This window comes from Streptomyces sp. NPDC059718 (assembly GCF_042733315.1).
Lineage (GTDB): Bacteria > Actinomycetota > Actinomycetes > Streptomycetales > Streptomycetaceae > Actinacidiphila.
The window spans coordinates 13,449-27,079 of the sequence record NZ_JBHWGA010000041.1 but is presented as its reverse complement, the minus strand read 5'-3'; the positions used below and the strand labels follow the sequence as shown (position 1 = coordinate 27,079).

At 74.3% G+C, this 13,631-nt stretch carries 13 protein-coding genes; 9 read left to right on the top strand and 4 right to left on the bottom strand.

Going from position 1 to position 13,631, the window contains the following annotated elements; translation table 11 throughout:
• Nucleotides 1-77: 77 nt before the first annotated feature.
• A complete protein-coding gene (locus ACFV3E_RS34540; protein ID WP_500538565.1) occupies nucleotides 78-1,703 on the bottom strand; it encodes an FAD-binding oxidoreductase in 1,626 nt (541 codons plus the stop codon).
• A gap of 117 nt (nucleotides 1,704-1,820) precedes the next feature.
• Here ACFV3E_RS34540 and ACFV3E_RS34535 point away from each other — a divergent pair, with 117 nt between their 5' ends.
• Nucleotides 1,821-2,432: a TetR/AcrR family transcriptional regulator gene (locus ACFV3E_RS34535; protein WP_500538563.1), complete on the top strand. Its 612-nt coding sequence runs from the start codon at nucleotides 1,821-1,823 to the stop codon at nucleotides 2,430-2,432.
• A gap of 33 nt (nucleotides 2,433-2,465) precedes the next feature.
• Here the strand turns inward: ACFV3E_RS34535 and ACFV3E_RS34530 are convergent, their stop codons facing one another.
• The gene (locus tag ACFV3E_RS34530) at nucleotides 2,466-3,206 is read right to left on the bottom strand and encodes a TSUP family transporter (RefSeq protein WP_500538561.1); all 741 of its coding nucleotides are present in this window, start codon (nucleotides 3,204-3,206) and stop codon (nucleotides 2,466-2,468) included.
• A gap of 255 nt (nucleotides 3,207-3,461) precedes the next feature.
• On the opposite strand from ACFV3E_RS34530, the gene ACFV3E_RS34525 reads away from it, so the two are divergent.
• The 6 genes from ACFV3E_RS34525 to ACFV3E_RS34500 all read left to right on the top strand — a co-directional run bounded on the left by ACFV3E_RS34525 (nucleotide 3,462) and on the right by ACFV3E_RS34500 (nucleotide 8,870).
• Complete coding sequence (locus ACFV3E_RS34525) at nucleotides 3,462-5,099, top strand: phosphodiester glycosidase family protein (RefSeq protein WP_500538559.1); 1,638 nt, start codon at nucleotides 3,462-3,464, stop codon at nucleotides 5,097-5,099.
• Between the two features lie 130 nt (nucleotides 5,100-5,229).
• Nucleotides 5,230-6,345 carry a PP2C family protein-serine/threonine phosphatase gene (locus ACFV3E_RS34520; protein ID WP_500538557.1) on the top strand — a complete coding sequence of 372 codons (1,116 nt, stop codon included), beginning with the start codon at nucleotides 5,230-5,232 and terminating at the stop codon, nucleotides 6,343-6,345.
• A 43-nt stretch (nucleotides 6,346-6,388) separates the two neighbouring features.
• Nucleotides 6,389-6,610 carry a hypothetical protein gene (locus ACFV3E_RS34515; RefSeq protein ID WP_500538555.1) on the top strand — a complete coding sequence of 74 codons (222 nt, stop codon included), beginning with the start codon at nucleotides 6,389-6,391 and terminating at the stop codon, nucleotides 6,608-6,610.
• A gap of 71 nt (nucleotides 6,611-6,681) precedes the next feature.
• Nucleotides 6,682-7,377: a TetR/AcrR family transcriptional regulator gene (locus tag ACFV3E_RS34510; RefSeq protein WP_500538553.1), complete on the top strand. Its 696-nt coding sequence runs from the start codon at nucleotides 6,682-6,684 to the stop codon at nucleotides 7,375-7,377.
• Between the two features lie 41 nt (nucleotides 7,378-7,418).
• The gene (locus ACFV3E_RS34505) at nucleotides 7,419-8,624 is read left to right on the top strand and encodes a cytochrome P450 (protein ID WP_500538551.1); all 1,206 of its coding nucleotides are present in this window, start codon (nucleotides 7,419-7,421) and stop codon (nucleotides 8,622-8,624) included.
• A 24-nt stretch (nucleotides 8,625-8,648) separates the two neighbouring features.
• Nucleotides 8,649-8,870 carry a ferredoxin gene (locus tag ACFV3E_RS34500; protein ID WP_500538549.1) on the top strand — a complete coding sequence of 74 codons (222 nt, stop codon included), beginning with the start codon at nucleotides 8,649-8,651 and terminating at the stop codon, nucleotides 8,868-8,870.
• 14 nt (nucleotides 8,871-8,884) lie between these two features.
• On the opposite strand, the gene ACFV3E_RS34495 is transcribed toward ACFV3E_RS34500, so the two are convergent.
• Nucleotides 8,885-9,832, bottom strand: coding sequence for a glycosylasparaginase (locus tag ACFV3E_RS34495; RefSeq protein WP_500538547.1), 948 nt, complete (start codon nucleotides 9,830-9,832; stop codon nucleotides 8,885-8,887).
• A gap of 697 nt (nucleotides 9,833-10,529) precedes the next feature.
• On the opposite strand from ACFV3E_RS34495, the gene ACFV3E_RS34490 reads away from it, so the two are divergent.
• On the top strand, nucleotides 10,530-11,414 hold the full coding sequence (locus ACFV3E_RS34490; protein WP_500538545.1) for a DivIVA domain-containing protein: 885 nt from the start codon (nucleotides 10,530-10,532) through the stop codon (nucleotides 11,412-11,414).
• 104 nt (nucleotides 11,415-11,518) lie between these two features.
• Here ACFV3E_RS34490 and ACFV3E_RS34485 read toward each other — a convergent pair whose 3' ends face one another.
• Nucleotides 11,519-12,265 (bottom strand): class I SAM-dependent methyltransferase, encoded by a 747-nt coding sequence (locus ACFV3E_RS34485; protein WP_500538543.1) that lies wholly within the window; start codon nucleotides 12,263-12,265, stop codon nucleotides 11,519-11,521.
• Between the two features lie 151 nt (nucleotides 12,266-12,416).
• On the opposite strand from ACFV3E_RS34485, the gene glgA reads away from it, so the two are divergent.
• Nucleotides 12,417-13,616 (top strand): glycogen synthase, encoded by a 1,200-nt coding sequence (gene glgA / locus ACFV3E_RS34480; RefSeq protein WP_500538667.1) that lies wholly within the window; start codon nucleotides 12,417-12,419, stop codon nucleotides 13,614-13,616.
• Nucleotides 13,617-13,631 lie beyond the last annotated feature (15 nt).

The following is a 13,631-nucleotide window of genomic DNA, read 5'->3' as shown; positions in this document are numbered from 1 at the left end:
TACGCGGCGCGCCACAGGGGCAGCGCGACTCGGTTGTGGCGGCTGCTCATTGCCTGCCCACGAGCAGCCCGCCGCTGTCAGCGCGCCGGCAGCAGGACACCCGGGTTGAGGATGCCCGCCGGGTCCAGGGCGGACTTGGCGGCGCTGAGGGCGGCGGCGAAGGGGTCGGGGCGCTGGGTGTCGTACCAGGGGCGGTGGTCGCGGCCGACGGCGTGGTGGTGGGTGATCGTGCCGCCGTGGTCGGCGATGGCCTGGGAGACGGCGGACTTGATGTCGTCCCACTGGGCGACCGTGCTGCCCCAGCGGCCCGCGGCGTACACGCCGAAGTAGGGGGCGGGCCCGTCGGGGTGGACGTGGCTGAACCGGCAGGTGACCACTCCGGTGCCGCAGGTGGTGCGGATCGCCTCGTTCGCGGCGTGGGTGACCGCCGCGTGGAGTTCCTCGAACCGGTCCCAGGTGCAGGCGGTCTCGAAGGTCTCCACGACCAGGGACTGCTGGGCCAGGGCGTCGCGCTGGTAGGGCATGCGGAGGAAGGACGAGCGCCAGGACCGGTCGGTCCCGGCGCCCCCGCCCGCGTCGGCGTCGCCACCCGCGCCGGTGTCGGTGTGCCGGGCCGGCTCGGGCACGTGGCCGCCGTGGTCGCGGCACAGTTCCAGGGCGCGGTCCATCCAGGGTCCCAACGGGTGGTCGGCGGACTCGAAGGCCAGGATCAGGACGCTGCCGCCCGTGGTGACGCCCGCGTTGACGAGTGCCTCGGCGGGGTCCAGCAGGCGGCAGTTCGACGGGTGGAGCCCGGACTGGGCCAGGGCGCGGGTGGCGGTGACGGCGGCCGTGAAGTCGGCGAAGTGGACGGAGGCGTTCGCCCGCCACCGGGGGCGTCGCTGAAGGCGCATCCAGGCCTCGGTGATGATCCCGAGGGTTCCCTCCGAACCGAGGAACATCCGGTCGGGCGAGGGCCCCGCGCCCGAGGCGGGCAGTCGCCTCGACTCGCCGGTGCCGGACGGGGTCACGACGCGCAGTGCCTGCGTCAGGTCGTCGATGTGGGTGTAGAGGGTGGCGTAGTGGCCGCCCGCCCGGGTGGCCAGCCAGCCCCCGAGGGTGGAGTACTCGAACGACTGCGGGAAGTGGCGCAGCGTCAGGCCGGAGGGCCGCAGCTGGTCCTCCAGATGCGGGCCGAGCACGCCGGCCTGGATGCGGGCCGACCGGCTCACGGGGTCGGTCTCCAGGACGCGGTCGAGGCGCTCCATGTCGAGCGTCACCGCAGGGCGTCCGTCGGGGAGGCGGGGTTCCACGCCGCCGACGACGGAACTGCCGCCGCCGAAGGGGATGACGGCGATCCCCTCGCGTGAGCACCAGTCGAGGAGGTCGACGACGTCCTGCTCGGTGCGGGGGCGGGCGACGAGGTCGGGGGCGTGGCGCAGGTCGCCGTGGAGGTTGCGGACGACGTCCCGGAAGGCCTTGCCGTGGGTGTGCGCGGCGCGGTCGTGCGGGGTGTGCGAGCACAGGTGGGCCAGCGACGGCGGGGCCTTGACCCGTACCGGCGGCAGGGCGAGGGAGGCGACGTCCGGAGGGAGGTGGACGGTGAGGTCGGCGTCCGGGAGCAGTCCGGCCACCCGGCCGGTCAGCGCGGTGCGTTCGGCGCCCCGCACCGCGTCCTCGACGGTGCCCCATCCCCACCACGACCGTGTGCCCGTGCGCGCCATGCGTGTCCCGCCCTTCGCCTCTCCTCGATATGACCCATGGGTAAATTACCACCGGGTCATATCGTTGGGGAGGGGTGAACTGACCTCGCGGTCAGTTCGTTGCCTACAATCACGGGCGTGGCGAGCGCGAGAACCCGTACCGCCGGGACCAAGGGCGTGCCCCGCGCCGAGCGCGAGGAGCAACTGCTGACCGCGGCCGTCGAGGAGTTCGGCCGCCGTGGCTACGGCGGTGCGTCGATGGCGGCCATCGCCGAGCGGGTCGGGGTCACCAAGCCGCTGCTGTACCAGTACTTCGGGTCCAAGGACGCGCTGTACGCCGCGGCCTTGGAGCGGGTCGCCGGTTCGCTGACGCGCACGCTGACCGACGCGCTGGTCCCGGGCGTCACCTCGCTGGGGACGCCGTTGTCCGTGCTGCGCGCGATCTTCACCACGCTGGAGGGGCAGCGCCACGCCTGGTTCGTGCTCTACGACCGGACGTTGCCCGCCACGGGTCCGCTGCGCGCGGCGGCCGAGCGCCACCGCGCCGCCATCGACGGGCTGGCGGCCGCGGGCAGCGCGGAGTTCCTCGCCGCCCGCGGGATCGGGGACCCGCTGGACTCCGACGCGCTCAAGCACCTGTGGACCGGCACCGTCAGCACCCTGGTCACCTGGTGGATCCACCATCCCGGCGAGTCCGCGCAGGCGATGGCGGAGCGCTGCCGGCGGCTGATCACCGCGATCGTCACCTGAGCCGCAACGCCCTGCCCCCGCCATGCGGACCGCTCAGAGGGTGACGAGCCGTACCGCCGCGAGGAGGGTCAGGCCGACGGTGACGCGCTCGAAGACCTTCGGGCTGATGCGGCTGATGGTCGCGCGGCCGGCGGCGGCCCCCGCCAGCACCGCCGGGGCGGCCATCGCGCCGAAGGCCAGCGTGTCGGGCGTGATCAGCCCCAGGGCCACGCTGAAGGGCACCTTGAAGGCGTTGAGCAGCAGGAAGAACCAGGCGCTGGTGCCGAGGAAGCCCAGCATCGGCAGCCCCACGGCCAGGAAGTACAGCGCCATGATGGGGCCCGCCGCGTTGGCCGTCATCGTGGCGAAGCCCGCGAGGATCCCGGCGCCCGCGGCGACGGCCCTGTGCTGGGCGACCGGGTCGTCCGGGCCCCGGCGCCGGCTCCACCAGTGGACGGCGAGCATCAGCAGCAGCAGCGCGCCGATGAGTTCCCGCATCCGTGTGTCGTCGATCCGGTCGACGACGAGCGCGCCCAGCAGCACCCCGGCCACCACCCACGGGAGGAGCCGCACCAGCCGCCCCCAGTCGGCGTGCCGTCGGTAGGCGGCCACGGCCACCACGTCGCCGACCAGGAGCAGCGGCAGCAGCACGCCGGTGGACAGCTTGGCCGGCAGCACCAGCGCGAACAGCGCCACCCCCACCGTTCCGGCCCCGGACACCCCGGTCTTGGAATAGCCGACGAGGAAGAGGGCGAGCAGCGCCACGGCCCACTGCGCCGGGTCGAGCGAGGGCATCAGGGCCGCCGGGGGACGGAGGGTACGAAGGTCACGCCATGTTCTTACCTGGCCCTCTCGCCGCCACCGCGACCGGGGTGGGTCCGGCGGCGCGGCCGCGCGCAACTGCGACCTGCTCGCGCCCGGTTGTCACCGAGGGTTCCCCGAGGGGCCGTCGTCGCGTGGGCCGCCCGTACCCGTGCGGGTCTGTGATGACATCAAGGACCGGGCCGCGCCAGGCGCCGCCCCCGGTGGAACCCAACGTCAGGAGAGCGTATGTCCGTCACAGCCACCGAACCGCGCGACAGGTCGCGCCGGGTGGGGCAGACCGCGCGGAGGGGGGCGGTGTTCGCCGCCGCCCTCACGCTGGTCGCCGTCGTCCCGACGACCGTCGCGGGGGCGCAGTCGCCCGCCGTTACCGGCACGCACGGGATCGCGTGGACGACGCAGCAGGTGGCGCCCGGTCTGCAGGTCCGCAGCGGCGTGCTGCGGGACCCCTCGGCCGCCGGGGTGTGGACGGTGACCGTGCAGGCCCCCGCCGTCAACCGGCTGACGGGAGCCGCCACGTGGGCTCCGCTGGGTGACCGCGCCTGGGCCGACGCGACCGCCGCGCGGCTGCGGGCGGCCGGGTTCGAGCCGCGGCTGGAGTCGGTGGAGTGGGACACCTACGCCGACACCCCGCGCGGTGTGATGGGCTGGCAGGTCCGGGTCGGCCGGTACGCCACGCAGGCCGAGGCGGGCCCGGCGAACACCGCGGTCACGGCCGCCGGTTTCCGTACGTCGACGGAGTGGACCGGTTACGACGGACGGCAGGCCGCCGACGGCGAGCACATCCACGTCGCCGTGGTGGACCCGGCCCGGCTGCGCGGGTCGGTCGAGGTGAGCGACGGCGGCAACGTCGCCGACCGGGAGAAGACCTCCGCGGTCGCCGGCCGGCTGGGGTCGCTGCTCGGCGTCAACGGCGGCTTCTTCATCACCTCGGACGCCGACGGCGTCCAGGGCACCGTCGCGGGTCTGTCCGCGGTGGACGGCCGGCTGGAGTCGATGGCGGTCGGCTCGCGTGCGGCGCTCGTCCTCGGCGACGGCGGGCGGCGGCCGCGGATCGCGGACCTGTCCACCACGGTCACCGTGCGGGCCGGCTCCGCCCAATACGCGGTGCAGGGCATCAACCGCGTGCCGGGCAAGGTCCGCAACTGCGGCCGCCCCGGCGGCGTCCCGACCGAGCAGCCCCGCCACGACACGACCTGCACCCTGGCCGACGACCTGGTGGAGTTCACCCCCGCCTTCCGCACGACGCTGCCCACGGGCACCGGTGTGCAGGTGCTGCTCGACGCGCACGGGACGGTGCTCTCCACCGGCGCCCGCGGCGGCTCCGTCCCCGAGCGCGGCTCGGTGCTGCAGGGCACCGGCGCGGCGGCGACGTGGCTGACCGAGCACGCGCGGAGCGGCAAGCGGCTGGTCGTGCGGGAGAGCGTCCGGGACGCCGAGGGGCGCCAGGTCAAGCTCGGTCCCGGCGACAGCATCGTGAGCGCGGCGCCCACCCTGGTCGAGGACGGCCGCGTCCACATCGACGCGACCACCGAGGGCACCTTGGACCCGCTGGACCTGTCGTTCGGTTTCGCGTGGTCCAACGTGCGCCAGCCGCGGACGATGGCCGGCATCGACCGGCGGGGCCGTCTGCTGCTGGTCACCGTGGACGGGCGGCAGCCCGGGGTGAGCGAGGGCTTCACCCTCGGCGAGGCGGCGCGGTTCATGCGGTCGCTGGGCGCGGTGCAGGCCCTCAACCTGGACGGCGGCGGCTCGTCGGCGATGGTGGTCGGGGGCGCCCTGGTCAACGTCCCGTCCGACGCGACCGGTGAGCGCGCCGTCGGCGACACGATCCAGGTCCTGCCGGGTCGCCGCGCCCAGGACTGACACGGGCCGGCACCGCCAGGCCGCCCCTGACGACCTCCGACCACCCCGGGCCGCGCTCCGGGGTGGTCGGCTGGTCCGTCCGGCCGGAAGGACGACCTTCCTTCCCTTTTGCCCCGGTATGATGCGCTTCGTGATCATGTCCGGATGGCCGCGGCGCCGACGCGCCCGCCTCGACGGCCGCTGGGAGGCTCCCTGGCTGTCCCCGGTGATCCTGAGCGTGCTCATCGCCGCCCTGGCGTTCGCCACCCCGCGCGAGATCGCGATCAGCCGCCTGCTGCCCGTCGCGCCCGCCCTGGCCGCCGCGATGTGGCCGGTGCTGCCGACCGTGCTGCTGGGCGCGTTCTGCCTGCTGGTCATGGTGGGCCTGAGCTTCGTCTACACCGACCTCGGCACCCCGTACACCGGGGCCGCGATCGTCGCGGTCACCCTGGCGGCGGCGTACGCCAGCCACGTGCGGATCCAGCGCGAGGAGGCGCTCTTCCACGCCCGGACGGTCGCCGACGCGGCGCAGACGGTACTGCTGCGGCCGCTGCCGCGGCGCATCCAGGGCCTGGAGATCGAGTCGCTGTACCTGGCGGCACAGGAGCAGGCGCGCATCGGCGGCGACTTCTACGAGGTGGCCGACACGTCCCACGGCGTGCGGCTGCTCATCGGCGACGTGCGCGGCAAAGGGCTGTCCGCCGTGGGCGCGGCCTCCGCGCTCAGCAGCTGCTTCCGCGAGGCGGCGCACGACGAGCCGGACCTGCGGGGCATCGTCCGCCGTCTGGAGACCAGCATCATCCGGCACAGCTCCGGCTATCCCGGCCCGGACCTGCCGGAGCGCTTCGCCACCGCCGTGATCGCCGAGATCCCGCACGGCGGCGGCCGCCTGCGACTGCTCAACTGCGGGCATCCTCCGCCGATCCTCATGCACGCCGGCCGCATCCGGGTGCTGGAGCCGACCGCCGCCTCCGCACCGCTGAACCTCGCCGACCTCATCGGGGACACGTACGCCGTGGACACCCACGCCTTCACCGCCGGCGACCAGCTGCTGCTCTACACCGACGGCGTCACCGAGACCCGCGACCGCGCCGGGGCGTTCTTCGCGCTGCCGGACTGGCTGCGGCGCCAGGGCCCCGCAGCGCCCCGCGAACTGCTGGACCGGCTGCACCGGGAACTGGTGCACTACAGCGGCGGGCGGCTGGAGGACGACATCGCCGCCCTGGCCCTGCGCTCGCCGCGCGTCGTGAGCCGCGACGCCCCCTAAAATCCCTGTCGCGCGGACGCGGCCCGGCCCTACGCTCACCGCCATGCCACGACCTCACGGATTCTCCTACCGCCGGAGCGGCGACGGCACCGTGGTCGTCACCCACGGCGCGCACACCGCCGCCGTCCTGCGCGGGGAGCGCGCGGAGCGGTTCCTGGAGGAAGTGGAGCGCGGTGACGCCCAGCTGGTGATGGCCCGCTGGACCGGCAACTACAAACGGGGCAACGAACGCACCGCCCGCGCCCATCCCCGCAACCACGGCTGACCGCCCCGCGGCAGGCCCACCGCCGCCGTACACAAAATGTACAGATTGATGTCGTTTTGTAGACTTTCCTCATGGAACGTCGTCGGCCGGCGGATGCCGGATCCGCGACCACGGTGGGCGCACCGCGGGTGAGCCTGCGCGCGCAGCAGCGGCACCTGACCCGCAACCGGGTCCTGGACGGGGCGGTCGAGGTCTTCGCCACCAAGTCGTTCGTCGCCGCCACCATGGAGGACATCGCCCGCGCGGCCGGGGTCACCCGGGCCACGGTGTACGCGCACTTCCGCGGCAAGGCGGAGGTCATCGCCGCCCTGACGGACCGGGTGTACCAGGTCACCGACGGTCTGTACGCCGAGCTGGCCGCCGTCCCCAAGTGGACCCGCTCCGGCGTCCGCGACTGGCTGGAGCACGCGGCGGCGAACTGGCGGGCGCTCGCGCCGACCATCCGCGTACTGCTGGCCGCCACCCCGTCCGCGGCCGGTGACGACGCCAGCGCCCGCGACCGCTACCTGGCGGCGCACGAACGCTACGTCACCCTGCTGACGGCCCCGCCCCGGCGCTGGCAGGGCGTCACCCCCGCGCAGGCACGGCAGCGGGCCCTGATGGCGGTGCTCCAGACCGGGTCGTTCCTCACCGCCTGGATCGCCGGCGGCCTGCCGGTCGACACCGACGACCCGCTGGAACTCCTCGCCGACGACCTGTGCCACCTGCTGCGCCCCGCCCTCGCCGACCGCCCCGCCGCGCCCCGGCGTCCCCGCGGGCCGTCGTGAGGACCGGACCCGACCCCCCGAGCTCACTGGAGGCATGCGCCATGGCCGCGACCGAGCCCCGGAACTACCCCTTCACCGAAGCCGACCGCCTGACCGTCGACCCGGCCTTCGCCGAACTGCGCAAGGACGAGCCGCTGTGCCGGGTCCGGTTCCCCTACGGGGAGGCCGCCTGGCTGGTCACCCGGTACGAGGACGTCAGGACCGTCCTGGGCGACCCCCGGTTCAGCCGGGCCGAGGCCGTCCACCGCGACGAGCCGCGCCTGCGGCCGCACCGGGGCCTGGAGGGCAGCATCCTGGACCTCGACCCCCCGGACCACACCCGGCTGCGGCGCATCGTGGCCAAGGCCTTCACCGCCCGGCACATCGAACGCCTGCGGCCCCGCACCGAGCAGATCGCGGCCGAACTGGCCGACGGCATGGTCGCGCGCGGCGCGCCGGCCGACCTCGTGGCGGACTTCGCCCTGCCGCTGCCGGTCACCGTCATCTGCGAACTGCTCGGCGTCCCCCTGGCCGACCGGGCCGACTTCCGCACCTGGTCCGACGCGCTGCTGTCCACCACGAAGTACACCCCGCGGGAGGTCCAGGACTGCACCGACGCCCTGATGGCCTACATGGCCGGCCTGATCGCCGAACGCCGCGCCGCGCCGCACGACGACCTCCTCGGCACCCTCGTCGACGCCCGCGACAACGACGAGCGGCTGTCGGAACGGGAACTGCAGGTCCTGGCGATCTCCCTGCTCGTCGCGGGCCACGAGACCACCGCCTCGCAGATCCCCAACTTCGTCTACACGCTGCTCACCCACCCCGGACAGCTCGCGGCACTACGCGCCGACCCCGGCCTGGTCCCCGGCGCCGTCGAGGAGCTCATGCGCTACGTCCCCCTGGGCAACGGCGCGGGCATGCCCCGCTACGCGCTGGACGACGTCGAGCTCAGCGGCGGCACCGTACGCGCCGGGGAGGCGGTGGTCGTCTGCCCCGTGTCGGCCAACCGCGACGAAACGGTGTACACCGACCCCGAGCGGCTCGACGTGCTGCGCCAGGAGGCCTCCCACGTCGGGTTCGGGCACGGACCGCACCACTGCCTGGGCGCCCAACTGGCCCGCATGGAGTTGCAGGTGGCCCTGCGCACCCTGCTCGACCGGCTGCCCGGACTGCGCCTCGCCGGACCCGACGAGAGCGTCGCGTGGAAGTCGGGCGTCGCCCTGCGCGGGCCCGAACGGATGCCGGTCATCTGGGACCGGACCTGACGACAACACCGGAGGAAACGCATCATGACCTGGCAGATCGAGGTCGACCGGAAGACCTGCATCGGCACCGGCTCCTGCGCCGGAATCGCCCCCGCGCATTTCGAGCTCCGCGACCGCAAGTCCTGCCCCAGGCACCCGACGGCCGAACCGGACGAGCTCCTGGTCGACGCCGCGGAGTCCTGCCCGGTGGAGGCCATCACCATCCGGGACGCGACCAGCGGGGAACTGATCGCGCCCCAGCCGTAGGCCCGGACGGCCCCTCAGACCAGCGTGCGCGGGCGGAGCTCCGGCTCGGTGGAGGCGTCGGTCATCACGGCGTAGACGCTGCCCTCCTGCCCGGCCGCGCCACCGTGCCGCCCGTCCGGGGTGAGCGCCAGTGCCCGCAGCTCGGACCGGTACTCGTCGGGCAGGCCGGCCGCCTCCTCCAGGGCGACCCGGCACGCGTCGGCGGGCTCCTTGCCCAGCGCCAGCAGGTCGACCACCGTACGCGCCGTGCCGCCGCGCAGGCTCAGCTCGCCGCGGCCGGTGCACGCCGCCCCGCCACCGCGCAGGTCGCACCAGTTGCCCGCCCCCGGGACGGCGGAGTCCCCCACCCGTCCCGGGTACTTGAAGGGGTAGCCGGAGGTCGAGACGCCCACGCACATCTCGCCGTGCGCGTCCAGCGCGATGATGTTGATCGTCCCCCACGGCCCCTCGTGCGGCGCCATCCGACGCACCAGCTCCAGCGCCGCCCGCCGGTAGCGGTGGTCACCGTCCACGGCCGGGGTGTTCTCCCCCTCCACCGCCTCGGCCGCGGTCAGCAGCTGCTCGCGCCACATGGCCCGGGACTCCTCGGTCAGCAGTTCGGCGCCCTCGAACCCGTTCTCCCGGGCGAACAGCGCCGCGCCCTCCCCCACCAGCAGGCAGTGCTGCGGCAGCCGCTCCATCACCGCGCGCGCCACCGAGATGGGGTTCGGGAACCCGCGCAGCGCGCCGACCGCGCCGAACCTGCGGTCCGAGCCCGTCATCACCGACGCGTCCAGCTCGACCACGCCCTGCGCGTTGGGCAGCCCGCCGGTGCCGACGTAGTGGTCGGTGAGGTTGTCCTCGCAGCGGCGCATCGCCGCCTCGACGGCGTCCAGCGCCGTCCCGCCGCGCCGCAGGGCGTCCATCCCGGCCGGCAGTCCGACCTCGCTGCGCTCGCTTCCGATGATGACGGGCTGCGTCATGGGATCCCCTTCGCTGGTGGGTCGGACCGTGCGGGCACCCGGCGGGCCCCGGCACCCGCGACGAGCTGGTACGACGTCGTCGCGAGCCTAGTCCCGGGCTCGCGCGGGCCGGACAGGGCCCGGGTGCTGCCGCGAGGGCGCGCAATTCGTCGCGGATCCGGCCCACGGAGGCATGCCGGCCGGCGCGGTCCTCGTCGGACAGCCCGCCGGTGCCGTCCAGGAGGACAGGCCCCACCGCCGTACCGCCGCGTCGGCAGGTCGCGGGTCGCCGGTCGCCGGTCGCCGCGACGGCGGAACGGCCCCCGGCCGCGGGCGGATCCGCGCAGCGCCTGGTACACCGTTCGGCCCATCCCGAGAGGGAACAACCACGCCCCTTCGCCCCCACCCGGCATCTCCATGCGCATCCCGTACCCAGGCCCCGGGGGCCCGTATTCACCCGTCCGGCCCTTTCGCCGAGCGCGGACGGAAATCCACGCTGTCTGCGGACGCGGTGACAACGCGGATGATCACAGTTGCCACTGCGCCGCCCGTAGTTGCGCCATCCACGCCGTTCGCCCGGGTCCCACGATCGGCGCAGGTGACACCGCCCGCACCGCCCCCGCGCGGTGTTCCCGGGCTGCCCCGGCCCGGCCCGCCGCCCAAGCTGGAGTTGACGGATGCGGTCAGGACTTGTCGACGAAGACCTCGAGGTGAGCAGATGGCACAGACGCCGATTACCCCCGAGAACGTGCGCAGGATGCAGTTCACCACCGTCCGCCTCCGCGAGGCCTACGACGAGCGCGAGGTCGACGACTTCCTGGACGAGGTGCAGTCCGAGCTGACCCGGCTGCTGCGGCTCAACCAGGACCTGCGCGCCGCGCTCTCCGCCGTCGAGTCCGCCGACCGGCACCACGAGGAGCCCGAACTCGAGGTGGCGTCGGCACCGGAACCGGCCCCCGAACCCGAACCCCAGGCGGCGCCGGGACCCGTCCCCGCTCCCGCCGCCGAGGTGGCGGAGCCCGCGCGGCTCGCCGAGCCCGCGGAAGCCGAGGAGGCCACGGAAGGGCAGTCCGGGTTCGCCGTCGACAGCACGGCCCGCCTGCTCGCCCTGGCCGAACGCACCGCCGAGCAGGCCGTCGCCGAGGCCCGCGCCGAGGCCCACAAGATCGTCGGCGAGGCCCTCGGGCAAGCCGAGAGCCTGCGCCGGGACGCCCGCGACCGGGCCCTGGCCCTCGAGCACGAGGCCCGCGAGAAGCACCGTCGGGCGATGACCACCCTGGTCTCCGCCCGCACGGCGCTGCAGCGCAAGGTCGAAGACCTCCGCACCTTCGAGAACGCCTACCGCACCCGCCTGACCGCCCACATGCAGTCCCAGCTGCGCCGCCTCGACCGCGACCTCGCCCGTTCCCTCGCGCCGCACCCCGCTCCCCCGACGGTCTCCCTCACCCGCGCCACCGCCAAGCGCGCCGCGGAAGCCCGGCCCGTCCCCCCGGCCCCCACCCCGGCCATGGCCACCGCCCCGGACCCCGCCGCCTCACCGGCCCCGGCCCCGGACACCGCCCCCCTCACCACCGCGGGCTCCCTCAGCGGCGAGGAGGACTAGGAGGAGTTCCGGAACGCGATCGACGTCGAACCGGCAGTCGGGCATGTGCGCCCAGTCCACCATTCCGGCATTGAACCGTGCCGGGGCAGTGGGGGGCGACCCGGTCACCGTTCGGCGGCGGGGAGCCGGTAGACGGAGACGTGGGAGCGTGACTCGGCGGTGAACTCGGCGCCGTGCCAGTCGGCGTGGCGGGACTCCAGCGTGAATCCGGCCAGCTGGGCCATGAGGTCGAGCTCCGAGGGCCAGATGTAGCGGTGCGGGGAACGGAACAGCCGGGTCGGCTCGCCGTCGGCGAACCGGAAGTGGTGCGAGACGACCTGCTGCCGCAGGACGTCGTAGGTGTCCAGGCCGATGTAGCCGGATTCGGAGTGGAAGACGACCGCCTGCTGGCCGGGTGGCAGCTTGCGCAGCTCGGGGACCCACAGTTCGATCACGAAGCGCCCGCCCGGCGCGAGATGGCGGGCGGCGTTGCGGAAGCACGCGATCTGTGCGGCCTGGGTGAGCAGGTTCGAGATGGTGTTGTAGACGAGGTACACGAGCCGGAAGGTGCCCGGGGCGCGGGCGGCGGTCATGTCGCCGGTGACGACCGGGATCGTCGCGTCGTCCGCCTTGGTGCGCAGTCGGTCGATCATCGGCTGTGACAGCTCGATGCCGCTGACGGGTACGCCTCGCCCCGCGAGCGGCACGGCCACGCGGCCGGTGCCGACGGCGAACTCGAGCGCCCGTCCGCCGCCGGCGAGTCCGGCGAGGCGGTCCACGACCGGCCCGAGTACGTCCGGGGCGAACATGCCGGTGCCGGGGGTGTCGTAGTTCCGGGCGGTCTCCTCGCCCCAGATCTCGTCCTGTCGCATGCGCCCGACGATCCACGAAGCGGGCGGCGAAGTCGAAGGAATTCCTCGCGGGGCATCACACGGCGAAAGCCGGGGAAGACGGATCGAACACCGTTCTGCGGGGCATGGATGTCCCAACACGGCGACGGGACCCGGGGAGGCGCCCGTGAACGTGGCACTGCTCACGCGGGAGTTCCCGCCGTACGTCTACGGCGGGGCGGGCGTCCACGTGGAGTTCCTGGCGCGCGAGCTAAGGGTCCTGACGGACCTTCAGGTCCATTGCTGGGCCGGGGCGGACGGCGCGCACGCGACGGGCGGCACGGACGACGCGGACGGCCCCGGCGTCAGCCGGCATGCCGCCGCCGCGGAGCTCGGGGGCGCGAACGAGGCGTTGCGCAGCCTGTCGGTCGACCTGTCGATGGCCGCCGCGCTGGCCGGCCGGGACCTGGTGCACTCGCACACCTGGTACGCCAACCTCGCCGGCCACCTGGCCAAACTGCTGTACGGCGTCCCGCACGTCATGACCGCCCACTCCCTCGAACCGCTGCGCCCCTGGAAGGCCGAGCAGCTCGGCGGCGGCTACGCCCTCTCCAGTTGGGCGGAGCGGACGGCGGTCGAGGCCGCCGACGGCGTCATCGCCGTCTCGCACGGGATGCGCGCGGACATCCTGCGGAGCTACCCTGCGCTCGACCCGGCGCGTGTGCACGTGGTCCACAACGGCATCGACACACGCCTGTACCGGCCGGACGGGTCCACGGGGGCGCTGACCGCGCACGGCGTCGACCCGGCCCGCCCGTACGCGCTGTTCGTCGGCCGGATCACACGTCAGAAGGGGGTCCCGCACCTGCTGCGGGCCGCCCGGCGGATCGATCCGGACCTGCAGATCGTGCTGTGCGCCGGGGCGCCCGACACCCCGGCCATCGACCGCGAGTTCCGCGAACTGGTGGAGGAACTGCGGGCCGTACGCGGCGGGGTGATCTGGATCCCGCAGATGCTGCCGCGCCCCGAGGTGGTGCAACTGCTCACGCACGCCGCGGTGTTCGTGTGCCCGTCGGTGTACGAGCCGCTGGGCATCGTGAACCTGGAGGCGATGGCGTGCGGCACCCCGGTGGTCGCCTCCGCGGTGGGCGGGATCCCCGAGGTGGTGCAGGACGGGGTGACCGGGCTCCTGGTGCCGTACGAGGAGAAGGACCCGGAGGCCTTCGAGGCGGGGCTGGCCGCTGCGGTCGGAGCGCTGGCCGGCGATCCCGCGGCGGCGGCGCGGATGGGGGCGGCGGGACGCGAGCGGGCGGTCGCGGAGTTCGGGTGGGACGCGGTGGCCCGCCGCACCGTGGGCCTGTACGAGGAGATCTGCACGTCGCAAGGGCGGTAGCGGCAAGCGGCAAAG

What these genes read in the sequence shown, in the direction of transcription:
- ACFV3E_RS34530 (WP_500538561.1), bottom strand. Translation starts at nt 3,206, where the DNA reads ATGCCCTCGCTCGACCCGGCGCAGTGGGCCGTGGCGCTGCTCGCCCTC.
- ACFV3E_RS34510 (WP_500538553.1), top strand. Translation starts at nt 6,682, where the DNA reads ATGGAACGTCGTCGGCCGGCGGATGCCGGATCCGCGACCACGGTGGGC.
- ACFV3E_RS34540 (WP_500538565.1), bottom strand. Translation starts at nt 1,703, where the DNA reads ATGGCGCGCACGGGCACACGGTCGTGGTGGGGATGGGGCACCGTCGAG.
- ACFV3E_RS34485 (WP_500538543.1), bottom strand. Translation starts at nt 12,265, where the DNA reads ATGCGACAGGACGAGATCTGGGGCGAGGAGACCGCCCGGAACTACGAC.
- ACFV3E_RS34525 (WP_500538559.1), top strand. Translation starts at nt 3,462, where the DNA reads ATGTCCGTCACAGCCACCGAACCGCGCGACAGGTCGCGCCGGGTGGGG.
- ACFV3E_RS34495 (WP_500538547.1), bottom strand. Translation starts at nt 9,832, where the DNA reads ATGACGCAGCCCGTCATCATCGGAAGCGAGCGCAGCGAGGTCGGACTG.
- ACFV3E_RS34490 (WP_500538545.1), top strand. Translation starts at nt 10,530, where the DNA reads ATGGCACAGACGCCGATTACCCCCGAGAACGTGCGCAGGATGCAGTTC.
- ACFV3E_RS34505 (WP_500538551.1), top strand. Translation starts at nt 7,419, where the DNA reads ATGGCCGCGACCGAGCCCCGGAACTACCCCTTCACCGAAGCCGACCGC.
- ACFV3E_RS34500 (WP_500538549.1), top strand. Translation starts at nt 8,649, where the DNA reads ATGACCTGGCAGATCGAGGTCGACCGGAAGACCTGCATCGGCACCGGC.
- ACFV3E_RS34515 (WP_500538555.1), top strand. Translation starts at nt 6,389, where the DNA reads ATGCCACGACCTCACGGATTCTCCTACCGCCGGAGCGGCGACGGCACC.